This window comes from Arthrobacter sp. Y3223164 (assembly GCF_059091005.1).
The window spans coordinates 18,567-45,292 of sequence record NZ_JBNHGF010000003.1; the positions used below are offsets into that span (position 1 = coordinate 18,567).

Consider the following 26,726-nt stretch of genomic DNA (forward strand, 5'->3'; position numbering starts at 1 on the left):
CAGTGACCCATACACCCAAATGCAGTGCAGAAACGGGAGGTACCAATGGCGCCAGCCGAGAACTCGTACCTTGGATCAGAGGACACCACCATGCTGGTCAGGCAGTCCCACGCGCGGACGCCGGCCGGCGCTCATAAAGCGGCGTCCAAAGAATTAGTCGCGCTGGCGGCGCCAACGGACCCCGCCCCGTCAGGAGCCAGCGAACGCACCGGCAGCACAATCCCTCCCGCCTCCGGCGTGTACTCAGGGGGGCCTGCACCGATTCCTCGCACGTTGCTGGACATCCTCTTTCGCTCCGTGGACGAGTACCCGGACGCGCTGGCGTTGGATGACGGCACCACCTCATTGAATTACCTGGCGCTGCTGGAGCGGATCGAGTCCCTGGCCCTGAACCTGCGCGAACGCGGGATCGGTGCCGGAGACCGGGTCGGCATCCTGATGGCCCTTGGTACGGTCGACCTCTACATCGCAGTGCTGGCCGTACTCGTTCGCGGAGCGGCATGCGTCCCTGTCGATCCTGACGAGCTCGGTGACCGAGCCGCTTTGGTATGGGAAGCGGCCGAAGTATGCGCGGTAGTCGGACCCGGGCTTCGGGTCCGTCCCGTCATCGGAGCGCCCGCCCACGGAGAGGCTCGCCCGCCCACCGCCGACGACGATGCATGGATCATCGTCAGCTCAGGCTCGACCGGCCAATACAAGTCAATCGCAGTGTCGCACCGGTCGGCGGCCGCCTTTGTGGACGCTGAAGCGTCGGTCTTCTGCGCCGAGGACCCGCTCGGGCCCCGCGATCGTGTGCTGACCGGTCTCTTCGGCAGGTCCGGCCTGTGCCACGAAATGTGGCTGGCGTGGCGGCACGGCGCCTGCTTGGTGCCGGCACCTCCCGAGGTCATCCGCTCAGGCGAAAACCTGGGCCCGTGGCTGGTGCAACGGGGTATCACCGTGGTCCCAACGGCGTCTGCCCTCGCTGCACTATGGCAGGCGGAATCGCTGCAAGACGTCCGGTTGCTGATCTTCGGCGAGGAATGCCCACCGCATCTTGCGCCGCGGCTGGCCGCCCCCGGCAGGGAAGTATGGCACACGTACCGTCCCATCGAGGCCATCGTCGCCTGTGCTCCAGCCCATGAGTCGACTCCGGCGGGCATCGGCCGGCCGCTGCCCGGCTGGCAACTGGCCGTAGTGGACAGGAACGACCAGCCTGTCGCCTGGGGCGAAGAAGGAGAACTGGTCATCGGCGGGGTTGGCTTAGGCCGCTGCCTCGATCCAGGCGAAGACGTCGAGAAATATGCTCCCCTGGGCGCCCTCGGCTGGCCCCGAGCCTACCGCACTGGGGATTTTGTTCGCGCCGATCCTGAAGGCCCGGTGTTTGTCGGTCGGGCCGGCGGGCAGGCAGAACCCGCAGGGCGAAGAGTCGAATTGAGCGAGACGGAGCTCATCGCAGCACCGTACGAGGTGCGCTCGGGCGGTCCGGCAACCGCAACCGACGTAGTTCACGAGCCGATGACGATCGCGGTAGACCTGCTGCTGCAGTCCCCGCACCGCCAAGAGGTGCGGTGGTCTCCGGGCGAGCGCCTGGAGGAGCTCTTCGAGAGCCGATGCGACTTGTTGCGCCGCGAAGGCCGGGCAGGCCAGTTGGCGGTCGACTCCGCGGACTCGAGGTTGACCTACGATCAGCTCGACGCGCGGGCCAATCAGCTGGCCCGGCATTTGCTCGACGACGGAGCCCAGGCCGGCGATCGCATTGCGCTGTTGTTCGACCACGCCGTGTGGGCCTATGTCTCAATACTGGCGGTGCTGAAGATCCGGGCGGCGTATGTGCCGCTGGACGCGGGATTTCCGCCGGACCGGATGGGTTACATCATGGAGGACTCCGGGGCCAGCCGCGTGCTGACCTTGAGCCACCTGGCCAGTCTGTTGCCGGAGGACTGCCCGCGCGCCCTGAGTTTGGACACGGCCGCCGCGGACATTGCAGCCATGTCCGGCTCCCGGCTCGCAGACAGCGAGAAGCCCGCCCCTGTCGAGAACCTGGCCTACGTCATCTACACTTCGGGCTCCACGGGCCGTCCCAAAGGGGTGGCCATCGAACACTCCAGCATTTGCAACTTCGTCCGGGTCGCCGCCGAGGTCTACGGATATCAGGGCGACGACCGCGTCTATCAGGGACTGACGATCGCCTTCGACTTTTCTGTCGAGGAGATGTGGGTGCCGTGGATGGTCGGGGCGACGTTGGTGCCCAAGCCGAGTTCGAAGAGCGTGCTCGGGGTCGACCTGGAACGGTTTCTGCTCGACAACCGTATTACCGCGATGTGTTGTGTACCCACCCTGTTGGCCACACTGGAGCACGAACTCCCTGACCTGCGTTTTCTGCTGGTCTCGGGTGAGGCGTGCCCGCGCGATCTGGCCGAGCGTTGGTACCGGCCCGGCCGCAGATTCCTCAATGTCTACGGGCCCACCGAAGCGACCGTGACCGCCACGTGGGACGTTCTGCATCCCGACAAGCCGATCACCCTCGGCCAGCCGCTGCCGACCTACACGATCATGATCCTGGATCCCGACGAGCCGCGTGCCCTGCCACGGGGAGAGACAGGCGAGATCGGCATCGCCGGGATCGGGCTTGCGGTGGGTTATGTGAATCATCCCGAGAAGACTAATGCGGTCTTTATCCCCGACTTCATGGGCATTTCGAATAACCCATCGGGACGCATCTACCGCAGCGGCGACCTTGGGCGGATCAACGACGACGGGCTGATCGAGTACTACGGCCGAATCGATACCCAGGTCAAAATCCGCGGGTACCGGATCGAGCTGTCAGAGATTGAATCGGTGCTTCTGCAAATCCCCGGGATCGCGCAGGCAGTCGTCGAGACCCATGAGTCGGCACCGGGGATGACAGAGCTTGCCGCGTTCTATACGTTGCGCCAAGGGGTCTCCGAACTCGCGCCCGAGGAGATCAGGGAAGAGCTCCGCGACCGGCTGCCGGGCTACATGATCCCGGCCTTCTATGAGCAGCTTGAGACCATGCCGATGCTGCCCAGCGACAAGGCCGACCGGAAAAACCTGCCGACACCCAGCAACCGGGTGAGCGCTTCAGCCGAGGGCGAGTACTGCGAACCGGCGACGGACGCCGAGGCGGCTCTCGCCGAGCAGCTTGCTGCCGTGTTGGGATTGGAGCGCGTCTCCGTCGAGGCTCACATGTTCGAGAATCTCGGGGCCAACTCCCTGATAGTTGCGCGATTCTCCGCCGCGCTGCGCACGAACACCGACCTGCCGCCGGTTGATCTGCAGGTCATCTACGAGCATCCGACGATCCGAGAGCTCGCCGCTGCACTTACTTCCCCGACAGCCCCCCACGCTTGGGCAGCACAGGAACCGCACCCCAGGCCCAAACGAGGGCGGGCCGGCACTTTCGACGTCGTGCTCTGCGGTGCCCTGCAAGCCGCACTCGCCATCGGCTACTCCTACACCTTCCTCACGGCGATCACGGCCGGCTTCACCTGGGTCATTGCAGGGGAGGGCGTCCTGGAGACCTGGGGGCGATCGGTCGTCGTCGGATTCAGCTTCTTTCTGGCCCTCAGCATCGTGCCGATCCTGCTGAAATGGCTGCTCCTCGGACGATGGAAAGAGCAGAACATCCGCATCTGGTCCCTGGCCTACGTCAAGTTCTGGTTTGTCCGGGCGCTGGTCAGACTCAACCCGTTGGCCTTCTTCGTCGGGACCCCCATCCTTCCCTTCTACCTGCGGTTGCTGGGAGCCAAGATCGGATCCAACGTCACCATCCTCACCCCCATCACTCCGGTATGCACCGACCTCTTGACGATCGGCAGCGGGACGGTGATCAACAGGGATGCGTTTTACCTGTGCTACCGGGCCCACGACGGGTGGATCCAGACCGGCCGGGTCACGCTTGGCCAGGACGTCCTGGTGAGCGAGAGGTGCGTGCTGGACATCAACTCCACGATGGGCGACGGAGCTCAATTGGGTCACTCGTCGTCCTTGCAGCGGCTGCAATCCGTACCCGCCGGCGAAAGCTGGCACGGGTCCCCTGCGGTGCCGACCAACGTGAACTACCGGTTCGTCGAGCCGCTGCCGTGCAGCCGGCGGCGGCGGGTCACCTTCAGCGTGCTCCTCCTGCTCAACAACACTGTCCTGTTCGGCCCGTTGCTTCTACTGGCCATTGCGCTGCTCCTGCCGGCCTACGGGGAAACCGGCCATATGGACCACACAAACCCGGGCTTCTACGCGGATCTGGTATTCGCTTCATTCGTCGTGCTGTTTGGTGGCATGTTCCTCGGTCTGGCCGCAATGTTCACGGTTCCCCGGCTGCTCAACCTCCTCATTAAACCGGGGCAGGTTTATCCGATGTACGGGCTGCGCTACGCCGCCCACCGGCTCATCTTCCGGCTGACCAACGTCTTCCAGTTCATGCACATCACCGGGGACAGCTCCCTGGCTGTGCACTACCTTCGTCTGCTGGGTTACAAGCAGCCAAATGTTGAGCAGACAGGATCGAATTTCGGGACGGAACTCGACCATGACAACCCTTACCTGACTACCGTCGGATCCGGAACGATGATCTCCGACGGCGTGTCGATCAGTAACGCCAACTACTCAGGTACGTCCTTCAGCGTCTCCGAGGTGAAAATCGGGGCGAAGAACTTCTTCGGCAACGACATTCCGTATCCGTCCCGCGCCCGTGTCGGCGACAACGTTCTCTTCGGCAGTAAAGTCATGATTCCCATCCATGGCGAGGTTCGGGAAAACGTCGGCCTGCTCGGATCACCGGCGTTCGAGATTCCCCGGTCGGTCAATCGCGACCTCAAAACGGACCGGCGGGAAGAAATGATCCGTCGGCTGCCGGCCAAGAACCGGCACAATGCCGTCTCCCTTGGGCTGTACCTGGCGAGCCGGTGGGTCCTCATCCTCGCCGGCATGCTGGCCTTTTCACTCGCCCTCATACTCTTCCCGGGCGTTCCGGGACTCGGGCTGTACCTGGGCACCGTCAGCTTCGGCGCCTTCATGATCGCCTTCTTCATCGTGCTCGAGCGTGCCGCCCAAGGATTCAAAGCCATGGTCCCGACCGTTTGCTCCATCTACGACGTCAGATTCTGGCGGCACGAACGGTTCTGGAAGTTCATCACGTATCCGCTGTATTTCTTTGACGGCACCCCGTTCAAGCCCCTGTTCTGGCGCCTGCAGGGCGTGCGGATGGGTAAGCGTGTCTTTGACGACGGCTGCGTCATCCCGGAGAAGACGCTGGTGACCATCGGTGACGACGCGACTCTCAATAACTCCAGCGTCGTCCAGTGCCACTCCATGGAGGACGGCGTCTTCAAACTCGACGCGATCGCCCTCGGCCGGGGAGTCACCTTGGGCGTCGGGTCCTACCTGCTCTACGACGTCGTCATGGGCGACGGCTCGGTCCTGGAGGCCGATTCCCTCCTGATGAAGGGTAGCCAAGTGCCGGAGGGCGCGCGGTACGGCGGCAACCCCGCACGAGAGATCGTTTAGACAGCGAAAGAGAAGGACGAACATGAGCCGTATTCCGGACAGGCAGGGACGCGACCCCGGCCCCGCAGACGCTAAATCGATGCAGAAGCGGAGCCGATTGGTCGGCATCGACGCGGCCCGTGGCCTCGCCCTCATCGGGATGATCGCCATTCACATTTTGCCGGACGCGAACCAGGACACCGGCGAGCCCACTTTGGCGTGGATCTTGTTCGCCGGTGACTCCGCTGCGCTGTTCGCCCTCCTTGCCGGAGTGGGTTTGGCCCTGTCCTCCGGGGGGAACAGACCGCACACGGGGCCGAGGATGGCCGGGGACCGACTGGGACTGGCCGTTCGGGCCGTCCTGATCGGAGCCATAGCCCTGGCGATCGCGCCCTTCTTGCAGCAGGAGGATCCTCCTGCCAACGGCATCTTGATCTACTATTCGGTATTCTTCTTGCTCGCCATTCCTTTCTTGCATCTGCGGCCCAGAACCTTGTTCATCAGCGCGGCCGTCTTCGGCATCGTCTCGCCGATCCTCCTGCAGAAGCTGGATCCATTCCTCCCGACATCGTCGACGTTCAACCCCGCCGTCGGGCATTTCTTCTTCGAACCCGCCGGCGTGGTCTCGGATTTACTGCTGACCGGCTCATATCCGGCGCTGGCCTACATGTGTTACATCCTGACCGGCCTTGGCATCGGACGGCTGGACCTGCGAAGGCCCAGGGTGCAGGGATATATCGCCGGTATCGGTGCAGGCCTGGCGATCTTGTCCAACGCGGCCTCCGCCATCCTGCTGTACGCCATGGGAGGCTTCGAGCAATTGGTGGCCACCAGCGGGATGACGGGGGAAGAGTTGGACAACGGCCTTATCTTCGGGCCAGGGATCATTCCGGACACCTCCGCGTGGTGGCTGGCGATCGCGACGCCGCACTCGAACATGCCCCTGGCCATCGCCAGCAGTCTGGGGCTCGGTCTGTTGGCGGTCGGTGTGTTCCTCCTGATCGAAGGGGCGGCCGCACGCTTGCTGACGCCGCTTGCCGCAATGGGCTCGATGACCCTGACCCTTTACTCCGCACACCTGCTCGCGCTGAGCCCTGAGCTGCACTACGAGGCACCCTTCCTGTGGTTCATCGTGCATTTGACGGTCGCCCTCGCCTTCGCCCTGATCTGGAGACGGTGGATGGGACAAGGCCCATTGGAGAGACCGGTCGCCGCGGGCGCCAAGAACTTCCGGCAAATCGTGGACGACGGATCATCGTCCCCCACGGCTGCTTCAGGAACGGCTTCCCGCTGATTCGGGACCTCCTGGCCCCCGGGGGGGAATGCTTTGGGCTGCACCGACCATTAGGTAGCCGATTGCTTTTCGGGCCCCGGTTCACTCTGGGGCCCCGTTCATCCCCGCTCATTCTGCCGACTCTAAACCTGCCGTCGGACATTGCCCGGCCCCCGGAGCCGGCAGCTAGAATGCTGTGGTGATGTTGCACTCATGAGGACGACATGAAACTCCACTGGCCCAGGCGCCGGAGATCCCTTGTCCTCGTCGCGGCGCTCGGGCTGGTTGCTCTCCTGGCCGCGCTTGTCCTGGCTTCTGTGCGGGCGGAGCGACCCGGGCCGCAGGCGCAGGCTTCCACAGCGTACGAGCACCTAAAAGAGTTTCAAGCACTCGCCGATGATCACGGCGATCGAGCTATTGGCACCGACGGATATGAGGCAGCGGCTCAGTACGTAGAACGGGAACTCGAGAGTGCGGGTTATCAAAGCACGCGCCAGTACTTTACGTTCGAAACACGTGGCGAAAGCTACGAGTCTTTCAACATCATTGCCGAGACGGCCGGCGGCAGTGACGACAACGTGATAATGCTGGGCGCCCACCTCGACGGGGTGCGGAACAGTCCGGCGATCAATGACAACGCCTCCGGTGCGGCGGCCCTGCTGGAGGCCGCGCAAGAACTCAGCCAACGGGGTGAACCAAATAATAAGGTGCGCTTCGCATGGTGGGGGGCGGAAGAGTTTCCGGAGGCGTTCGGCTCCAAGCATTATGTCGAAGATCTGGCAGAGCACGACAGCGGCGAACTTGACCACATCGCCGCCTATCTGAACATCGACATGGTAGCCTCGCCCAACTACGTCATCGCGGTCTACGACCCACAGAAATCCGACGACGACTCCGAGTGGGAGGTGCCCGACGGGTCGGAGGAGATCATGCAGTTCTTCACCGACTACTTCGACTCCCGTGCCCAGCCCTGGGTACCAACGGAATGGAACTTCTATTCCGATCAAGTGGCGTTTATCGAGGAAAATATTGCTGTGGGCGGCCTCTTCACCGGCAGCGACGAGAGAAAAACCGCCCGGGAGAGCATCCTTTTCGGTGGCGCACCAGGGCAGCCACGAGACCCGAACTACCACAAATCGGGCGATGACATTGGCAACGTCGATCTGGAGGCGCTGGGCATTATGACCGACGCGATCACCCATGCCGCCACCAGCCTGGCTGAAGACAGCAGCGCGCTGGAGTAAGCGCGTGCAGGATTCGGGCCAGCGCCTCGACCCTGATAAACTTCTGGCATTGCCTAGGCGAGGGAGAGCCGGAACCGGTTCTCCGTTATCGACGGTGGCTAGCAGCTTCGTTCTCTGCACTGGTATCGGTGCGGCGGGTCGGTCTCTAGGCACCCGCCTCAAAACCACCCAGCACAAGGAGAACATTATGTCCGACCAGAAGCTTGCAGCTGAAGTCCGCAGCGAATTCGGCAAGGGCGCCGCGCGCCGGGCCCGCCGCAACGCCCAGATCCCCGCCGTTATTTACGGTCACGGGGCAGAGCCGCTGCACGTGCTGCTTCCGCAGAAGGCCACGACGCTGGCGCTGCGTACCTCCAACGCGCTGCTGACCCTGGACATTGACGGGGACGAGCACCTGGCCCTGGCCAAGGACATCCAGCGCGATCCGATCGCCCAGATCATCGAGCACGTTGACCTGCTCACCGTGCGCAAGGGCGAGAAGGTTCACGTCGACGTCAACATCCATGTCGAGGGCGAAGTTGCCCCGGGCGCCATCTTGGATCTGGAAGAGTTCACCGTTCTGGTCGAGGCCGATGCGACCGCTCTGCCGGAAGCGCTGACCATCAACGTTGAGGGCCGTGAGGTTGGCGAGCACGTTCACGCCACCGACATTCAGCTGCCTGCCGGCGTCAGCCTGCTGATCCCCGAGGACACCGTCATCGCCGCGGTTTCCGCTCCGACCGTGGCCGAGCCTGAAGCCGCTGAAGGCGAAGCCGCCGAGCCGGCTGCCGAGACCCCGGCCGAGTAACAACACGGCCTCAAAGCCCCCGGCGACGCGCGTGCGCATTCGCCGGGGGCTTTGGTCTATCCCTAGGATGATCTTGAATCCTTCGCATCTACCGTCCGAGGAGCACCCGTCTACGTGAGCACCGACACCTGGCTGATAATCGGTTTGGGGAACCCGGGCCCCGGCTACAGCGGCAATCGGCACAACGTCGGCCAGATGGCCCTCGACGAGCTGGCCGGCAGGGTCGGCGGTTCGTTCAAGTCGCACAAGGCGCACGCACAGGTTTTGGAAGGGCGCCTGGGAATTGGCGGGCCCAGGGTTGTGCTCGCCAAGCCACTGACGTTCATGAATCTGTCCGGGGGACCGACGTCGGCGCTGTGCCGGTTTTTCTCAATCGAACCGGACCACGTGGTCGCCTTGCACGACGAGATCGACATCCCCTTCAATACGATCAAACTCAAGATCGGCGGGGGAGAGGGCGGGCACAACGGACTCCGCGACATGTCCAAGGCGCTGGCGACCAAGGATTACTACAGGATTCGCATAGGCGTTGGCCGCCCGCCGGGCCGGATGGATACGGCGGACTACGTGCTGCGCGATTTCTCGACGGCGGAAAAGAAAGACCTTCCCTTCCTTTTGGACGATGCAGCAGACGCGGTGGAACTGCTCCTGTCCGAAGGGCTTCTCGCCGCGCAGCAAAAGTATCACGCCAACGCCAAGCAGGGGTGAGTGTCAGGAAGACCGCAGGGGTATCCCGCGGGTCATGGGCGCGGCGACCTAACGCAAGAACGAGTGGTGACTACTCGTGTCAGGTCCCCCTCGGCTCTTTACGCTGAGAAGGTGTTGTTGCGCCGTCAAGGCGGAGTCGCAATACCGTGCGCGTGGAGCTGAAGGGCCCGGGCGCATCCAGCCGACCGGCGGGGTTGGCGAAAGCCAGAGGAACCGCGAAGGCGGAACCTTCCCCCCAGGCCCCGTCGGTCTCTGCTGGATAACGAAGAAATTCGGGCTCGGGAAGAAAGACGGTCCAATGCGGAAGCAACAGGGATCGTCGTAGCGGACGGTCAACTGAGTCGCCGCCTAACGCAGGTCCGCGATATAGGGCTGGGCGCCGGCGCAAGGCGTCACACAACCGTGGATTGGCACGCCCGCACCAACCGTGCATAAAATCGTTTCAGCCTGAGTGGCTCCCTGAGCGGGGCCGACGATGGGCGGCCTGAAGAGACCGGGCCACCCCCATCCCATCGTCGGCCCCTTTTTCATGGCCATTCCGATGCAGGCGTGCCGCGGGCAAACCTCGGGTTGCGCTGCGTCGGGGGCATTTAACGCAGCGCAACCCTTCGGTCAGGGATTCTGCCCGCCTGCGCAGGGCGGGCTCGTCCCCGTCTAGCGGGACTACGGCGGTTCCGGCTCGATCGATCCGGACTGCCGCAGGCCTAGTTTCGAACGACGCGGGGAGCTTTTAACCCCGCGTGCGTGTGGACTTCCCTCTGCCGCAGCGCCAGAAGCTGCCGGATACGGCGAAGCGCAATAGGCCCGGTGGGTGTCTGTTCCAGTTGTTCGACTGCCGCGCCGAGCCGTTCGGCAGCCTCGGCTGCCAAAGAAACGCGCGGCGGCGTACGAACAGACGAGGGGTCGAGCAGCGCCCTCTCGAGTTCGGCGGCCAATGACTGCTGGTCCTGCACGAGGATCGCGTCCCCGTGCTGCGCCATCGTCTCGGTAAACGCAATCTGGTGCCCGTCGACGACCTCCCGCAGTTCCGGCCGCCGGGGCACCGCGATCGGCAGATGGCCGGCCTCACGGGCATCGAGGATGGAGCCTGGCCCACCCTGGACGACGACGACGGTGGCAGTTCGATACAGTGCCAGCAAGTCCTCGCGCGGCATCCTGGTGACCCCGTCGGCGTGCCGGGGGGCACGGCTGGCACCGTGCTGCACCAGGCACGACGGTGGGTCGGGCATACCGGCCAGCCACTCGTCGATCCAGTCGACCAAGCGGTCGAACGTGTGATGGTCGGTCCCCAAAGACACCACGACCCGCGGAGCGGGATGCGCGTTGTTCACAGTACCGGTCCGATATTCACGGCTTCGGGGTAGAAGCGCCGCTGTTCTTCCCACTGGATGCAGAAGACCTCGGATAACGGGTAGCACAGGCGGCCGCTCAGGGTCGGCATGGTAATCCGATCGAAGCACTCTATATACACCGTGTGGATGCCGAGCAGGCGGGCGACCAGAAAGAACGGGACACTCACGCCGGCGCCAACGGAAACCACGACATCCGGACGCTCCCGGCGGAGCGTCGGCCAGGCCAAAAGCAGGTTCCTGATGGCATTACGGACATTCCGAGTGGTCGGATAAAAGCACCACGTAACCTTTTCGTCCCGCAGCGCAGCCTCGACCTCGGGCCGCTGAAATGTCACCCAACTCCGGGTGTGCTGGCTCCACCACTTATCCAACGGCAGCAGTTGGGCCAAGTGCCCGCCGGCCGACGTGACGAACATGATTTTCATGCGTGATCCTCCCCCTACCGCGATGCGCCCCAAGGCACCCCGGATCACCGACCTCTCCGGTGATGGAAGCGAGCCTATTGACACGTGCCGGCGGTTTCACGAGTGGTGCTTACCGGGATCCCGGGGCTGCACCGGTCGTGACCCCTGCCGCTACCGGGCTTGCCGGAGAATGCGCGCGAAGATCCAGAATGCTTTCCCGGAGCAGAACAGGAGAACACTCGGCTTTGCGGTGACGGGTACGGGCATTACCTGACCATGGCGCACAATTGCTACCTGCATGTTGCGCACTAGGAGACACCCCCTCCATAGACGCGGCGCGGAATCGGCTTTAGACTGTGGACCTCACCGGTTGGGGACCGGGCCTTGCGGACCTTGGGGGAACGCAGCCCGTGGCCGGTGCGAACGCGTGGCCGATGCCAATGCACGGCCGCGTCTGAGCGACTTTGGGGGGAGACGCTGATGACTGCTGTTTTTAATGGGCCGTTTAATGGTCCGCTTGCCGACTCTATTTCACCCGGCCGCCGCCGTCTGGCAGAGGACATCTTCGCGGCACTGCAACAAGGCCAGCAGGGGGTGCTGGTGATTGGTGCCGCCGGCATGGGGAAGTCCACCATCGCCCAGCAGGTGCTGAAGTGGTTCGGCCCGGAAACACACGTCGAATTTGTCCGGGGAAGCCAAGCCTCGTCCCGCATCAGCTACGCCCCGTTGGGAATCCTGCTCGGGGGAGTGGGCGACGACGGACTGGAGCACCCGGCGCTCGTCCTCGAGGGAATCGCTGCTACGCTGCTGAACCGTGCCAAGGGCAAACGGATTGTCCTGTTCGTGGACAACGCCGAGAATCTCGACGCGTTCACCTCCGCTGCCTTGGCCCAATTGGCGCGCGCCGGAGTCGTTACACTTTTTGTGGCCAGCCAGGACGTTGCGGCCGGCGACCGCGCCTTTATGCAGCTGTGGATCGAGGGAGACCTCCGCCGGTTCGACGTGGCTCCGCTGGATCCGGCAGACAGTGAGGCGCTGCTGACCGAAATTCTCGGGGGCAACATATCTTCCGTCGCTGCACGGTCGCTGTGGCGGAACACCGGTGGAAATCCGCGCTACCTGCGGGTTCTGGCCCGAGACCAGGTGGCAGCACGGACTTTGGTTGAGCAGGGCGGGACGTGGGTGTTGGCGCAGCCGCTCGTCTTCACGGGAGACATTGCAGAGGTGATGCGGCCGCGGTTGCTGCAACTGCCTCCCGGGCATCGGCGCCTCGTCGAGCAACTGGCGCTGGCGGGCGGCGTCACGCTCTCGGCTCTTCAGCGGTTGGCCGACCCGCTGACTCTGGAACACTTGGAGGCCCGCGGTACCATCACGGTCGACCTGGGCGCCGACCCGCTGGTGCGGGTGGGCGGTCACTTCCTGGGCGGAGTCGTCAAGAGCATGCTCACGCCCGGCCGGACGCGTGCACTGTGGGATGAGGTCGCGCACGTGCTGCACCCCGCGGAAGTGCCGGAGCGCTACCTGCCGGATCTCGGCATCTGGGCGTTGGAGGGGGGCGCCGCGCTGAACCCGGAAGAGACCCTGCGGGCTGCTGCCGCCGCCAACGACCAGCTGGAGCCGGGACGCGCGCTGCAGTTGGTCCGGGCGCTGGGCCGGCAACACCGCTGCGCGGCCGGCCTCCGGGAAGAAGCCCGGGCACTGCTGTTGCTGGGAAAGCCGAGCCAGGCCGCAGACCTGCTGGCGGCCCACCTCCCGGAGGACGGCAAGGACCCCATGGCTGCCCTGGTCGCGCTGGCCGGCGAGCGTCTCGCCGTTTCGCGGGCCACGGGCGGAACCATCGACCCCTGCTTGGAGGAGCTGAGAAACCTGCGCGCAAGGCTCGCCGCAGAACTGCAAGCGGTGACGGAGACCAATGAAGGGCACGTTCTCGGTGATGCAGCCCGTGCGAAGGACATACTGGAAACCACGATCGATGAAACCCTGCTGATCGAAGCAGACCAGGCCGCTTTCGACGGCCGGTACGGGCAAGTCTCCAAGCTGGTCAAGCTGCTGCGCGACGACTGGGACAAACCGCCGCAGACCAGGCTCCGCGCCGGAGCCCTTCTCTGCGAAGCATGGGCGGTCATGGGCCGGCAAACGGAAGCGCATAACCTGGGAAACATGCTGCTCGCGGAGCTGGCGGATCGGCGCCTGCCCAAGGTGCTGCGTGACTTCGTGGAAACCCGGATTTTCACGTCCCTCATCGTGGCAGGGCGGCTTGATTCATGCCTTGGCTATTGCGAAACCTTCGCGGCGCAGGCGGGGACATTCCTGTGCAGCGACGGGAGCGAGCTGGCCTTGGGACTCGTCCACGCACGCGCCGGTCGGGCGGAAAAGGCCCTTGCTGCCTTGCTACCGGCCATCAGCCAGCTGAGAGTGGCCGGCAACAGCGGCGGCGTCGGCCTTGCCAACGCGGCGGCCGCCTACTCCTACTCCCTGCTGTCGGATGAGAAGAATGCCCGCCGCCACCTGGCCGCAGCCGCTTCTTCACCGGGACGTCCCCGCCGGGTGACGGCCCGGGCCACGGAATACTTCAGCATCCTTGCGTCCCAGCGGCTGCGGCGGGATGACGACGCAGCAGCGGCGCTGGATCAGACGGGCGCCGAAGAACTGGCCGCCGGCAATTCCGGTGCGGCCATGATTTTTCATGCTGCCGCAGCGCGGGTGGGCGGCAGGTCCTATGCCCGCCAGCTGCAGGCATCGGCTGCCGCCTGCGACGGCGAAACCGCACGGCTCTGCCATGAGTACAGCCAGGGTCTGATGTCCCAAGACCCCGTGATCCTGCTTGAAGCAGCCGAAAGTGCAGCGGCGCTGGGCGACGTCCTGTTCAGCTACGACGCTGCGCGAGCCGCCCAGAGCGCTGCGGTCACAGGAGGCGACCGCGCAGCGGCCCGTAAGGCGCGCGCCTTGGAAAACGCGGGCTATCGCATGCTCCGGGACAACAGCACCATCGTTGCCATGCTGGAGTCTCTGAGTCCCTTCGAACTGACCTTGGCGCAACTGGCCGCGCAAGGCAGCAGCAGCGCAGCGCTGGGCCGGAGGCTGCATCTGTCGCCACGGACCGTTGATTGGCACTTGGGCAAGATGTTCGCCCGGCTCCATGTCTCGGGCCGCGCCGATTTGCGCGAACTGCTGGGAGCGGCGGGGTCGGCGTCATGACTGATACAGGTCAAGGACGCAGGCTGGTGGGGCGGGACGCCGATGTCATGGCTGCCACCGAGAACATCCGCAATGGCAACGGGGCATGGATCGTCGCTGAATCCGGGCTGGGCAAAAGCGCCTTGGCGGCCGCCGTGCTGCAGGAACTGTCGGACGATGTGCGGCCGTTTCGAGTACATGCGAGCCGCACCTTCTCCTCGGTCCCGTACGGCGCCTTGGCCCCGCTACTCACGAATCTGACCGCACAGCAACTGGGCTCGCATTTTTCCACCATGCGCACGCTGACGGAGCGGCTGCAGGCAGACGCAACCGGCCTGCAGCCGGCCCTGCTCGTGGTCGACGATGCCCACGACCTGGACGCGGGAAGCGCGGAAATTCTTGGCCAACTGGTCGCCTCGATGCAGGTCAAGGCGCTGCTGCTCAGTCGACCCAGCCTGGCCGAACCGCCCACGATCCTGGGAGAGGCGGTCGAGGGGCTGCTGCACCGCCGGTCGCTGGACCCGTTGACCGACAGGCAGGTACACCAACTGTGCAACCAGGTACTCGGTGGGGAAACGGCGGCCAGTGCCAGTGCCGCGCTTGCCCGGGCAAGCGGCGGTAACCCGCTCTTCCTGCTAAGCCTGCTGGAGCAGGCCCGGCAGGCCGGGCGCTTGGTCCAGACCCGCGGCGTATGGCTCATGCGCGATGCGCTGCCGGAGGCGGACGCCCGCCTCTCCGAGCTGATCGAGCGGGAGCTCAGCGAACTCAGCGCCGACGAGCGCGAAGTATTGGATTTCGTGGCTTTGCTCGGGGCAGTCCCCCTGACGGTGATGTTCGAATGCGGGAACGTGCAGGCCATCGACCGGCTGATGGAAAACGGACTCATCGAGATTTCGCCGCCGCCCGAACCGCGTATCTGGTTGCGGAACCCGGTTCACGCACAGGCCCTGCCGACTCTGGTGCCGGTGTTCCGAAGGCTGAGGTTGTACCGGAAATTGGAGGAAGTCCTGCCGGTCAGCGGATCGGGCGAGATGCTGTTCCGGCGTGCAAAATGGGCGCTCGATAGCGGCGTGCAACTGCCGGATGATGAGCTGGTGAAGGCCGCCGCGGCGGCCAACAACGCGGGAGAAACAAGGCTCGCCGTACGGTCAGCCGGCGCCGTTACGACAGGTGGGTTCCGTTGGGCGGCCCAGCTGCAGCGGGCCAGGGCAATTTGCCCTTCCGATCCCACGTCCGGGCCCCTCATCGAGGGGTTGGTCGCGGCGGCCGGTAATGCGGAACAGGCCCGGGACGCAGCACTGCTGGCAGTACAACGGCCGTATCCCGCCGATATTTGGACGCACCGCAGCCTGGAGGACTGGGCCGCCGAAGCAAAGGGCTTGCCGACGTATTCCGAGTCAAAGCCCGGTATGGACCAGGCTTTGGACCGGAGCCTCCGGCTGCTTGAATTGCGCCATCTTGTTGCCGGCGGCGGACACGCGGCGGCGAGCGGGCCCCTGACGGTGCTCGTCGCGGAGGCATCATCTGCCCAGGACCTGGATTGCCTGGTGCTGGCGCGCGCGCTGTTGGCACAGGTCTATACGGTCACCGGGCGAGCGGATCACGCGGCAGCGGAAACGGCCAAGGCCCTGCAGGCGCTGGAAGTGCACGAGCCGCAGGTAGCAAGCCGGACGTTTGTCGTTGCCCGCCATATCGCGGCGCTGCTGACGGCGGGGCGCTGGGGCGACGCCGCGGAAGCAGTGGATGGATTCCGGGCCGCAAGGCCGAACGAGCTGGTCCATTACGGCGGAGCAGTCGATGTGGCGGCCGGGATCATCCTCGGGCGCCGGGGCGATTATGCCGAGGCTCACCGTATGCTGGCCGGAGCAGCCGGGGAACTGGAGCACCACGACCCGTTGGGCCTGCGCCCGGTGGCGCTCGCTGTCGGTGCGTATGTGGCGATGTTGAACGGGCAGGATGAGCCGGCCGGGCAGTACCTGTCCGATTACGCAATGGCCGGGACCGGAAACGCTACTCCATCCGGCCTTTTCAGCGACGGTTTGGCTGCTGCCGCCCGGCTTCTCCAGTTTCCCGGCACCAAGGCGCTGTCCGAACTGCAATCCCTGGCAGACACCGCGGGGAGTCGGGGGTGGAGCTCCCTCGAACTCGCCTTGAGGTTTCTGGCCATTCAGCTGGGTGACATGGGCAGGATCGGCCAGGTCGGTTCGTTGGCCGCTTCCATTGAGGGAAGGGAGGCCGCGTTGGCAGCCCAATACTGCGAGGCTGCCAATATAGGCGGAATCGAGCAATTAGTGCACACGGCCGAGGAAGTGCACTCATCAGGGCTGGTTTCCCTTGGGCTCCACACCTTGTTTGAGGCGCTCCGGATTGCCAAGGCGGAACGCAACAGGACTGCGCAAAGACGCATTAGCGCACTGCTCGGGCAGTGGCAGGAGGCGGCACCCGTCGCCCGGGAGATCCCGTCCTCGATGTCGCTGACACGCCGGGAACGCGACATCGCGGCGTTGGTCATCGCGGGCAAGCGCAATGCGGAGATCGCGGACGCGCTCTCGTTGTCGGTCCGGACCGTCGAAGGCCACATCTACCGCATGTTCGAGAAGCTGGGCATCAACCGCCGGGAGCAGTTGGGGCGCGAACACCTGTAGGAGCGGCCCGGGGGGACGACCACTGCCAGAGGCGAGTATGCCGCCGGTAGTGGTCGTTCCATGTCCGGGTATCAGGCGTCCCGGAACCGGCAAAGCCCTCGTCTTCGCACCCCGCTGGTGCCCCCTGCGCCGAAAAATTGGAAGCAGAAACCTGAGTAGCGCGCCGGACAGTCCGGTAGCCGGTACGCGCACGCACTCCGGCGCGCCCCCGTAGGCTTCTGAGGGTACGGAAAACACCGGTCCTGCAAGGACGCAGGGAGTCTACGGATCGCTGGGGGCAAGTAACCCGTACATGTATAAAGGACGGCTGCGGCATCCGCTGCCGGACAATAGCGGGAAGTGCATTTCTGGGGGGAGATGTGCAATGGGGGATTCTGTAACTCGTGTGCTGCTGCTGGGGGCAGGGGGACTGGCCAGGGAAGTTTTGGCAGCGATGCGCGCGGCAGGTGGGTGGGACGTAGTCGGCGTGCTCGATGAGGACCCGGATGTCCATGGACGTTACGTAGATGGTGTGCAAGTCCTTGGGCCCGTCGAGGCGGTTTACCGGTACCCGGATTGCAGGCTCTTGGTGTGCCACGAATCCCCGGCCATCCGGCGGCAGTTGGTGGACCGGTTGGCAGAGTACGGAGCCGGGCCGGAACGCTACGCGACATTCGTCGGCCTCCGCGCACCGCTTTCGGCAAGTGTCCGGGTCGGTGCCGGCAGCCTTGTCCTGGCGGAAAGTGTCCTGGCCGCGGGAGTAACCCTGGGGGAACACGTCGTCATCATGCCGCGGGTGTCACTGTCGCACGATGTGGCAGTATCCGCATTTGCCACCGTGGGCGCAGGGGCGGCCCTTGCCGACCACGTGCAGGTGGGGCGTGGAGCTTGGCTACAGATGTGTTGCAGCGTCGCCTCCGGTGTTGGCATCGGACGGGACGCGACGGTGGGCATGGGCTCGGCCGTCCTGGGACACGTGCCGCCGGAAGAATGCTGGGCAGGCGTGCCGGCACGGCCCGTAGCCGGCTCTGCAGACCAACAGGCACCCAATCAACTTTCTGTTGGCGAGGGATCGCAGGAGTTAACGTCCAGCCGGAGCGCGCCGGGAAGCGTCGGCCGCTCGGCTTTCGAGCGACTGGCTGCAGCGGCAGCCCTGCTGAAGACGCCATGAAGGCGGCGAAGACCGCGCGTGTCTCCGGGGCCGCCGGCGCAGCCGATGCCAGCCGCCGGGTCTTTTCGCACAGGTCGACGATCACTACGCCGGACTTTCCGGTTCTTGAAGGGAAGCGCTAGCCATGCATGATGCCCAGGTGTCCACGGACAGCTACCTGCAACGCACGGTCGCCCCGCTGGTGGGTGTCGCCGCGGAAACGTTCGGGTTCGAGACGCCGGCTGCGCCGAAACTTTCCATACCGACGCTCCTGAAACCCGCTGTTCCACGTCCGGGAACGCGCGGCCGCACGTCCAAGCCGTGGGCCCGCCGCTACCAGGCCAAATTGCTCGCTACGGACACTGCCATCCTCGTGCTCTCGGTAGCTGTGGCACTGCTGCTCGTTGGTGATCGGGTAACCGGGGCCGGTGCGACCCTTGCGCTGGTCACGGGCGCTGTCATGGCCTGCGCCCTCGCGGTCGGGAGGACCCGGGACCTGCGGGTGATCGGTGTAGGGGCCGCCGAGTACAAGAAGGTGATCAGGGCAAGCTCCGGCGCCTACGGGATGCTCGCCGTCGTCCTCTTGGCCCTGCAGGCGGAGGAGTTGGCACCTCCATTCGTGGCGGAAGTGCCGGTCGGCATCGTCGCGCTGCTGGCGGGACGCTGGGGCTGGCGGCGGTGGCTGACGAAGCAGCGGGAGAACGGACACTACCTCTCGAAGGTCGTCGTCCTCGGTGCCTATGAAGACGTCGTTTACGTGATAGACCAGATCGCCAAGAAATCCGGCGCCGTGTACCAAGTGGTGGGGGCAGCGCTGGATGGCGTCCCGGCCGACAGCGACGCCCTCGCCGCACGGCAGGTCCCCGTGGTGGCCGGGCTGGACGACGTTGAGCGGGCCGTGGACATCCTTGGCGCAGACGCCGTCATCGTTGCGGGACAGGTGGGGCAGCGCAGCGGCTACCTTCGGGAACTCGGCTGGCGGCTGGAGGAGAGCGCCACCGAGCTGGTGGTCGCGCTTTCGCTGACCAACGTTGCAGGTCCCCGGATCCAGATGCGCCCGGTGGAGGGCTTGCCGCTGATGCATGTCGAAAGGCCGCAGTTCTCCGGTTACCGGTACTTGCTCAAGCGGTTCGTCGATGTCGTCGTCTCCGCTGCCGCCCTGCTCGCCCTGCTGCCGGCCTTCGCCGTCTTCGCCGGCCTGATCCGCTGGGACTCGCCCGGCAAGGTCATTTTCAAGCAACGCCGGGTGTGCCGCAACGGACAGACGTTCGAGATGTTCAAGTTCCGGTCCATGACCGCCAACGCTGAGGCCGAACTTGAGGCCCTCAAGGCTATGAACGAAGGCAGCGGGCCGCTGTTCAAACTGCGGGCCGACCCTCGTGTCACCAGGGTGGGCGCCTGGATGCGCAAGTACTCGCTGGACGAACTCCCGCAGTTCCTCAATGTCCTGCGGGGTGAAATGTCCCTGGTCGGGCCCCGGCCGCCGCTGCCCTCGGAAGTGGCCGGCTACGAGGGGCACGTGGGCCGTCGGTTGTACATCAAGCCGGGGCTGACCGGACTGTGGCAAATCAACGGGCGGTCCGACCTGAGTTGGGACGAAAGCGTCAGGCTCGACCTCTACTACGTGGAGAACTGGTCGCTGACCGGGGACCTCATGATCATGTGGCGCACGTTGAAGGTGATGGTGAATCCAACCGGCGCTTATTGAGGGTCAGCCGTTCACGCGACGGGCGCCCGGTACCGGCAGCAACAAGGGGATTGAGCAGGGAAAGGGGAAGTTGATGGGGGCGGATATACAGGCGGTCAACCGCCTGGACTTGGGACGGTACGTCCCGGACACCGCGCTGGCGCCGGAGCTCGCCGGCAGGGCCGGGGCCATGCTGCGGCAGTTGCAGTGGGACGCCGCGGTCGCGGGATGGACAGCCGACCGGCTGAAAACAGAAGGTGATGCGCGCTCGCATGAACTGCTGGTCGCAGCGCTGCGGTGGTCTCGGCCGGAGGACCTGGTGCTGTCGGAAGAGGGCGAGGATGATCCGGCGCGCCCAGGGGCCGAACGGGTCTGGATTATCGACCCGCTGGACGGCACCCGCGAATTCTCCGAAGGGCGCCGGGATTGGGCGGTCCACGTGGCGCTGTGGTGCAGGGGCAGCCTGCGGGCTGGGGCTGTCGCGCTGCCGGGACTTTCCACGACCCTGGATACATCCGACCCCGCGGTCCGGTTGCAACCGTCCCGCTTCCCGCCGGGTCGGCGGTTGCGGATCGCGGTATCGCGGACCAGGCCTCCCGCCGTCATTGGCGCACTGGCCGAAGAAACGGGCGCGGCAGTCCTGCCGATGGGCTCTGCCGGCTACAAGATCGCCGCCGTGATCCGCGGCGAGGTAGATGCCTACCTGCACAGCGGCGGTCAGTACGAATGGGATTCAGCGGCTCCGGTCGCCGTGGCCCGCAGCCGTGGCCTGCATGCCAGCAGGCTGGACGGTTCGCCACTGGTCTACAACCAACCGAGTGCGTACTTGCCCGATTTGCTGGTCTGCCGGCAGGAACTGGCAGGCGACCTGTTGCAGCGGCTCAGCCGGTTGCCCCGGGAATAGGCCGTTACGTGCTGGCTGGCACAAACAAAGGGGGAAGAAAGAGATGAATGAAACAACCAGTGGGCCGCGCTATCACGTGAGCCACCTTAAGCTCCTTGAGTCGGAGGCGATCTACATCATCCGTGAAGTCGCCGCCGAACTGGAGAAACCGGGGCTCATGTTCTCCGGCGGCAAGGACTCGATCGTCATGCTGCATCTCGCGGCGAGGGCCTTCGCACCTGCGCCCATACCGTTTCCGGTGGTACACGTCGATACCGGCCACAATTTCGACGAGGTCTTGCAGTTTCGCGACTCCTTGGTCAAAGAACTCGGGGTGAACCTGGTGGTCGGCTCGGTGCAGGATGCCATCGACCGCGGGCTGGTGCAGGAGGAACCCAACGGGTCCCGCAACCGCATCCAGACGGCGGTGCTGCTGGAGACTGCCGAAAAATACGGCTTCAACGCCCTCATGGGCGGGGCGCGCCGCGACGAGGAAAAGGCCCGGGCCAAGGAACGGGTTTTTTCCTTCCGTGACGAGTTCGGCCAGTGGGATCCCAAGAACCAGCGTCCGGAATTGTGGGGCCTGTACAACCCCCGCATCCACCTGGGCGAGAGCATCCGCGTGTTCCCCATATCGAACTGGACCGAACTCGATATTTGGAGCTACATCGCGCACGAGCAGATCACCGTTCCGTCGATCTACTACGCCCACGAGCGGGAAGTCTTCGAACGCAACGGCATGCTCTTCGGGGTGCACCGCTTCTGTCAGCCGCGAGGCAACGAGCGCACCTTCAGGGAAACGGTGCGGTACCGCACCGTCGGCGACGCCACCCTCACCGCCGCCGTCCGTTCCACGGCGACGACGGCCGCGGACGTGATCGCCGAGGTGGCGGCGACCCGCGTCACGGAGCGCGGCGCCACCCGTGGGGACGACCAAGTAAGCGAAGCGGCCATGGAAGACCGCAAGAAAGAGGGGTATTTCTGATGGATCTGTTGCGTTTCGCCACCGCAGGTTCGGTCGACGACGGCAAGAGCACGCTGATCGGACGCCTGCTCTACGACTCAAAATCGATCTTCAGCGACCAGATGGAAGCCATCGAACGCACCAGCCGGGAACGAGGCGACGAGTACACAGACCTGGCGCTGCTGACCGATGGGCTGCGCGCCGAACGGGAACAAGGGATAACCATTGACGTCGCCTACCGGTATTTCGCGACGCCAAAGCGCAAGTTCATCATCGCCGACACCCCGGGCCATCTGCAGTACACCCGCAACATGGTTACCGGCGCCTCCACGGCGGACGTTGCGATCGTCCTCGTGGACGCCCGGAAGGGCTTGGTGGAACAAAGCCGGCGCCACGCCTTCCTCGTGTCGCTGCTGCAGGTGCCGCACCTGGTGCTGGCGGTCAACAAGATGGACCTGGTCGACTGGTCGCAGGACGTGTTTGACCAGATCCGCGAGGAGTTCAGCGGATTTGCCAGCAAACTGGAAATCACCGACCTTTCGATCATCCCGGTGTCCGCGCTGCAGGGCGACAACGTGGTCTCGCGGTCCCAGAACATGCCGTGGTACGAGGGGCCGTCGCTGCTGCACCATCTTGAGAACGTACACATTGCGAGCGACCGCAACCTCGTGGACGTGCGCTTTCCCGTGCAGTACGTGATCCGGCCGCACCAGAACCGCAACCACGACTATCGCGGCTATGCCGGCCAAGTCTCCGGGGGCGTCATGAAGGTCGGCGACGAGGTGATCGTCCTGCCCAGCGGCCTGCCTTCGCGGATCTCCGCCATCGATACCCCGGACGGACCGGTAGACGAGGCCTTCGCTCCGATGTCGGTCACCGTGCGGCTCGAAGACGACCTGGACATCTCCCGCGGTGACATGATCTGCAGGCCGAACAACAAGCCGATGGTGGCCCAGGATATCGACGCGATGGTGTGCTGGATGAGCGACAAGCCGCTGCAGCGGGGGCAGAAGCTTGCGGTCAAACACACCACGCGCAGCGCGCGGGCCTTGGTTAAGGACCTGCAGTACGGGCTGGACATCAACAGCCTGCATCGCCGGCCCGACCCGGACTCGCTCAGCCTCAACGAGATCGGCCGGATCAGGATGCGCACCACGTCGCCGTTGCTCGCCGACGAGTACAGGAGGAACAGGCAGACCGGCGGTTTCATCTTGATAGACGAGGCTACAAATGCGACGGTGGGGGCCGGAATGATCGTCGCCACGGCCTGATACTGCCTCTGCGTAACAGCCCTGCCCGTGGATCCACGCCACGGGCAGGGCTGTTATGCAGGGTGGTTGGAACGTGAGGGACAGCCGGTTCCCCTGGCTCGCCTAGCGGTTGGCCGCGGCAGTAAGCGGCTTCTGCGCCGCTCTCACCAGGCTGAGGAGCTCCGCGACAGCCTCCTCGATGTCCACCCGGGAAGTGTCGACCACGCAATCGGCGTCCTGCGGCGTTTCGTAGGGTGAACCGATGCCGGTGAAGTCTGGAATGAGGCCCGCCCTAGCCTTCGCGTACAGGCCCTTCCGATCGCGGGCCTCGCAGACCTCCAAGGGGGTCGAGACGTGCACCAGAACGTAACCGCCCGCCTCCCGGGCCATTGCCGCAACCTCCCGGCGTGTGGCTTCGAAGGGTGCAATCGGTGCGCAGACCGCTATGCCCCCGGCCCGTGAAATCTGTGCCGCCACCCAACCGATTCGACGGACGTTCAGCTCACGATCGGCCGGCGAGAAGCCCAGCCCCGCCGACAGCATGCGGCGCATTTCGTCGCCGTCCAGCAGGATGGCCTCGCGGTCATCCAAACCCTGCAAGCGTTCCGTGAACCGGCGGGCCAAGGTCGACTTGCCGGAGCCGGAAAGCCCCGTAAACAGCACGACCAGGCCCTCCGGCCGCGCTCCGGCGGCGGGGGCGGCGGGTGGCGAAGGGGAGGCGCCGGACGCATCAGCCGCCGTGAAATCCAGGACAGCCGCGGCGCCAAGCCGCTCCAGCGCATGGCTTCGCAGCAGGGAATGGTCCTGGGCATCCGGTATGACCAGCAGACGCACCAAGGCGCCGGAAACCCGATGGGCGCAGCGGTCCAGGGCGTCCAGCAGCCTCCCGAGGTCCCGCGTGGCGGAGGCGGAACTGCTCACGACGGCGGTCAGCAACAGGCGGCAACCGGCTTCGGAGGCGGCGGCCACCGCCTCGGCGATCTGTGCCGGCTCCGGCGGTACGGCGAAGGCTGCGACAAGGCACGGGCCGTCCGCCTCCGACAGGGGAGCGGTCAGGCGAAGTCTCCGCGCCGGCGGGTGCTCTGCCGGTTGTAACGGCTTCAGGGTGCCGCTCACATAAACGGCACCGTTGCCGCCCGTGCCTGCCGCTGCCTCCGGGTTCTCTGGCTCTCCGTGGTCGCCGAGTTCAGCAACCGCGAGCCGGGCAAGCGGCGTGCCTTCCGGGTCAGACAGGAGGAGGGCACTTTGGGCGGCGCCTTGCCGTGCGACATCGGGCGGCACGGGCAGCGTGAACTCGTGTGGCCAGCCGTCCGGTTTATTGCCCGGCCGGCAGTAGCCGTCCGCTGGCGCGTACAGGCCGCCCGTGAGCAGCTCCAGCTCGTCAAGCCTGGCGCCGGACAGCGCGAACACCGGCTCGTGCAAGGAAGCGGACCAGTCACTCATTGCGCCACCTCCGACGCCGGTTGGCCAGCCGCTGCGCGGACCCGTTCGTGCTTCTCGGTCCAGGCCAGGGCGGGGAAGCCCCGGCGCCGGCGGATGTACATCCAGACCAGCGGTGCCACCAGCAGCACCACGACCAGGATTATCCCCGTCGTGGTGTTGTCGACACCCAGCATTTTCAGCGAGGAGGCCAGGAGGACGAAAGCCAGCGCCCGCCTGACGAAACCACCGCTGAGCCGGGACGACATCTGGGCTCCGACCCAGACGCCCGGAATACTGCCCAGAATCAGTGGCAGGGCAATTCCCAGGTCCAGCGACCCGAACAGCATATGACCGATGGCAGCGGCCACGACAAGCGGCACGGCTTGCACCAGATCCGTGCCCACCAGCTGGGAAGCCTTGAGTCCCGGATAGATCATCATGAGACCGATGATGATGATCGAACCTGACCCGACGGATGTCAGGCCGACGATCATGCCGCCGACGACGCCGAGCAGCACCGTCGGCAGGATCCGGGCGGCTACTTCCGGTCTATCCAGCGGCAGCTTCGCGCCCAGCCCGTCGCGTGACTTCGCGCGTTCGACCAACCGGATGTAGGCACGGACGACCAAGAGCACGGCGGTGAGCATCAGGGCGCAGCCCAAGGCGAGTTTGATTCCGTCTTGGACCCGGGCGTCGTCGCCGAGCGCCTTGAGTATCAGGACCCCGCAGAAAGCCGATGGCACGGCCCCGATAGCCAACCACTTAACCAGCTGCAGGTTCACGGTCTTCCGGCGCAGGTGAACCGCCGATCCGACCGGTTTCATGACTGCGCTGGCCAGGAGGTCACTGGAGACGGCCGTCAGCGGCGGGACGTTGAAGAAGAGCACCAGCATCGGTGTCATCAAAGCGCCGCCGCCCATGCCGGTCAGCCCGACGACGATGCCGATGCCGAACGCGGCGAAGCCGATAGTCATGTCCATGAAACGATATTCTGGCAGCCCTGCCGCCGGGGAAATAGAGTATTTTTCCGTGCTGCTACTGGAATAAGTGACCCGGCCCCGCGCGCAGGAGAATTCTTTCTGGAATGCGGGTGCGTCCCATTGTTTTCGCCGGCGAGGCGCACCCGCTGGCTCATTGTTCGTGCGCCAGTCGGCATGCAGAAGGGGAATTCAGTGCGCCGTCTTCGATGAATTCGCGGAAAGCGGCCAAGTCCCCCGGACGCGAATCGATGGAGGTGTCACCCACCGCCAGATGGTCTTCCTGGTCAGGGCCGGAATGGTTCCAATACACCAACGCGCGCAGCTGTGGCAGGGCAGCGAGGTCGTCGGCGGCGGTTTTGAAGAAGTCCGCCTTGGCGCCGGCTGGTGGAAGTTCCGCCGCAACACCCCATTCGGCGAGCATCTGGGGCTTGTCCGGGTAGTTTGCCACCGCCCAATCATAGAAACCGGGCCAGGCCCCGCCACTCGTGCGGTTGACGAGCCCCGCCAAGTCCGTGGTGCCGGATTCGGGGTAGGCATAGGGATCCTGCGCAATCCAATCAACGACGTCGTCACCTGGGTACAGGTCGCCGAACCAGTCTTTCATGGCCCACTTTTCGGCACCGGTGTAGTTCATCACCGTCACCACGTTGTCCACACCGTTGGACCGCAGTGTCGCCACGACGTGGCGAAAAAACAGGCGGAAATCATCGGCAGTCTGACCGGAATCCGGGTCCGTGTTGACCTCGTCTTCCATCTCCGCGTTCAGCGACAGGAAAAACGGCTGCTTGGCATGCGCGGCCAGCTGGCGGGCCAACCGGTTAAGGTACTGATCGGCGGCGCCGTCGGCGACCTGACGCCAGGTCAGCCCGTCCGGTTTCCAGTTGTAGAAAAGAATCCTGTTTTGACCCGATTCGTTGCTGCGTGTGCGTTCGATCTCATCGGGGAACAATTTCTCCTGGCCTCGCTTGTAATAGCGGACCACGTCCACGTTCCGTCCGGCCGCCGCCTCAAAATCGGTCAGGGCGGCATCCCAGTCCTGGCCCGGCAGCGGGTTGGCGGCCACGCCCAGCAGGACGTTGCAGGCCGGCTGCGCCCGCCCATCGGCCTGCGGGAATGGCAGCGAGCACGAGGGGAGGGACACCGCGGCGGCAACTGATGCAACAAGCAGCACACGACGTCTCATCCGCATCCTCCTCCGGCGTGTGCCTTCACACCCGGTGGGTGGTTGCATTAGTCGGGCTGACAGCGTGCGTCCGGCTGCCCTCTCGGGTGCCTGTCGGTTCGGCGGCGGCCTCCGGAGCTTCCCGCGCCCGCGTCCCGCGCAGCAGCGACGCCCG

17 protein-coding genes are annotated in these 26,726 nt (G+C 65.1%); 12 read left to right on the plus strand and 5 right to left on the minus strand.

Annotation, left to right across the window (positions count from 1 at the left end):
* The first annotated feature begins 273 nt into the window (after positions 1–273).
* The 5 genes from AC5RUJ_RS00605 to pth all read left to right on the plus strand — a co-directional run bounded on the left by AC5RUJ_RS00605 (position 274) and on the right by pth (position 9,496).
* A complete protein-coding gene (locus AC5RUJ_RS00605) occupies positions 274–5,505 on the plus strand; it encodes a Pls/PosA family non-ribosomal peptide synthetase (protein WP_494127921.1) in 5,232 nt (1,743 codons plus the stop codon).
* A gap of 79 nt (positions 5,506–5,584) precedes the next feature.
* Positions 5,585–6,778: a heparan-alpha-glucosaminide N-acetyltransferase domain-containing protein gene (locus AC5RUJ_RS00610; protein ID WP_494155543.1), complete on the plus strand. Its 1,194-nt coding sequence runs from the start codon at positions 5,585–5,587 to the stop codon at positions 6,776–6,778.
* Positions 6,779–6,981: 203 nt separating this feature from the next.
* Complete coding sequence (locus AC5RUJ_RS00615; protein ID WP_494127922.1) at positions 6,982–8,001, plus strand: M28 family peptidase; 1,020 nt, start codon at positions 6,982–6,984, stop codon at positions 7,999–8,001.
* Positions 8,002–8,188: 187 nt separating this feature from the next.
* The gene (locus AC5RUJ_RS00620) at positions 8,189–8,788 is read left to right on the plus strand and encodes a 50S ribosomal protein L25/general stress protein Ctc (protein WP_494001406.1); all 600 of its coding nucleotides are present in this window, start codon (positions 8,189–8,191) and stop codon (positions 8,786–8,788) included.
* Between the two features lie 114 nt (positions 8,789–8,902).
* Positions 8,903–9,496, plus strand: coding sequence for an aminoacyl-tRNA hydrolase (pth, locus tag AC5RUJ_RS00625; protein WP_494127923.1), 594 nt, complete (start codon positions 8,903–8,905; stop codon positions 9,494–9,496).
* Positions 9,497–10,200: 704 nt separating this feature from the next.
* On the opposite strand, the gene AC5RUJ_RS00630 is transcribed toward pth, so the two are convergent.
* Entirely contained in the window at positions 10,201–10,827 is a 627-nt protein-coding gene (locus AC5RUJ_RS00630) for a glycosyltransferase (RefSeq protein ID WP_494127924.1), read from the minus strand.
* A complete protein-coding gene (gene pssD / locus AC5RUJ_RS00635) occupies positions 10,824–11,273 on the minus strand; it encodes a PssD/Cps14F family polysaccharide biosynthesis glycosyltransferase (RefSeq protein WP_494127925.1) in 450 nt (149 codons plus the stop codon). Before pssD ends, AC5RUJ_RS00630 begins: the two co-directional genes overlap by 4 nt.
* 459 nt (positions 11,274–11,732) lie before the next feature.
* Here pssD and AC5RUJ_RS00640 point away from each other — a divergent pair, with 459 nt between their 5' ends.
* The 7 genes from AC5RUJ_RS00640 to cysN all read left to right on the plus strand — a co-directional run bounded on the left by AC5RUJ_RS00640 (position 11,733) and on the right by cysN (position 23,008).
* Positions 11,733–14,450, plus strand: coding sequence for a helix-turn-helix transcriptional regulator (locus AC5RUJ_RS00640; protein WP_494127926.1), 2,718 nt, complete (start codon positions 11,733–11,735; stop codon positions 14,448–14,450).
* On the plus strand, positions 14,447–17,074 hold the full coding sequence (locus tag AC5RUJ_RS00645) for a LuxR C-terminal-related transcriptional regulator (protein ID WP_494127927.1): 2,628 nt from the start codon (positions 14,447–14,449) through the stop codon (positions 17,072–17,074). The genes AC5RUJ_RS00640 and AC5RUJ_RS00645 overlap by 4 nt, the downstream gene beginning before the upstream one ends.
* Positions 17,075–17,438: 364 nt before the next feature.
* Positions 17,439–18,224: a PglD-related sugar-binding protein gene (locus AC5RUJ_RS00650; RefSeq protein ID WP_494127928.1), complete on the plus strand. Its 786-nt coding sequence runs from the start codon at positions 17,439–17,441 to the stop codon at positions 18,222–18,224.
* Between the two features lie 124 nt (positions 18,225–18,348).
* On the plus strand, positions 18,349–19,911 hold the full coding sequence (locus AC5RUJ_RS00655) for a sugar transferase (protein ID WP_494127929.1): 1,563 nt from the start codon (positions 18,349–18,351) through the stop codon (positions 19,909–19,911).
* 73 nt (positions 19,912–19,984) lie between these two features.
* Entirely contained in the window at positions 19,985–20,794 is an 810-nt protein-coding gene (locus AC5RUJ_RS00660) for a 3'(2'),5'-bisphosphate nucleotidase CysQ (protein WP_494127930.1), read from the plus strand.
* A gap of 43 nt (positions 20,795–20,837) precedes the next feature.
* Positions 20,838–21,758: a sulfate adenylyltransferase subunit CysD gene (gene cysD / locus AC5RUJ_RS00665; RefSeq protein ID WP_494001397.1), complete on the plus strand. Its 921-nt coding sequence runs from the start codon at positions 20,838–20,840 to the stop codon at positions 21,756–21,758.
* Positions 21,758–23,008: a sulfate adenylyltransferase subunit CysN gene (cysN, locus tag AC5RUJ_RS00670; RefSeq protein ID WP_494001396.1), complete on the plus strand. Its 1,251-nt coding sequence runs from the start codon at positions 21,758–21,760 to the stop codon at positions 23,006–23,008. The genes cysD and cysN overlap by 1 nt, the downstream gene beginning before the upstream one ends.
* Positions 23,009–23,110: 102 nt before the next feature.
* Here the strand turns inward: cysN and cysC are convergent, their stop codons facing one another.
* The 3 genes from cysC to AC5RUJ_RS00685 all read right to left on the minus strand — a co-directional run bounded on the left by cysC (position 23,111) and on the right by AC5RUJ_RS00685 (position 26,572).
* Positions 23,111–24,430, minus strand: a complete 1,320-nt coding sequence (gene cysC, locus AC5RUJ_RS00675; RefSeq protein ID WP_494155544.1) for an adenylyl-sulfate kinase — start codon at positions 24,428–24,430, stop codon at positions 23,111–23,113.
* Positions 24,427–25,389: a sulfite exporter TauE/SafE family protein gene (locus tag AC5RUJ_RS00680; RefSeq protein ID WP_494014317.1), complete on the minus strand. Its 963-nt coding sequence runs from the start codon at positions 25,387–25,389 to the stop codon at positions 24,427–24,429. Before AC5RUJ_RS00680 ends, cysC begins: the two co-directional genes overlap by 4 nt.
* Before the next feature lie 151 nt (positions 25,390–25,540).
* Positions 25,541–26,572, minus strand: a complete 1,032-nt coding sequence (locus tag AC5RUJ_RS00685; RefSeq protein ID WP_494155545.1) for a glycoside hydrolase family 26 protein — start codon at positions 26,570–26,572, stop codon at positions 25,541–25,543.
* Positions 26,573–26,726 lie beyond the last annotated feature (154 nt).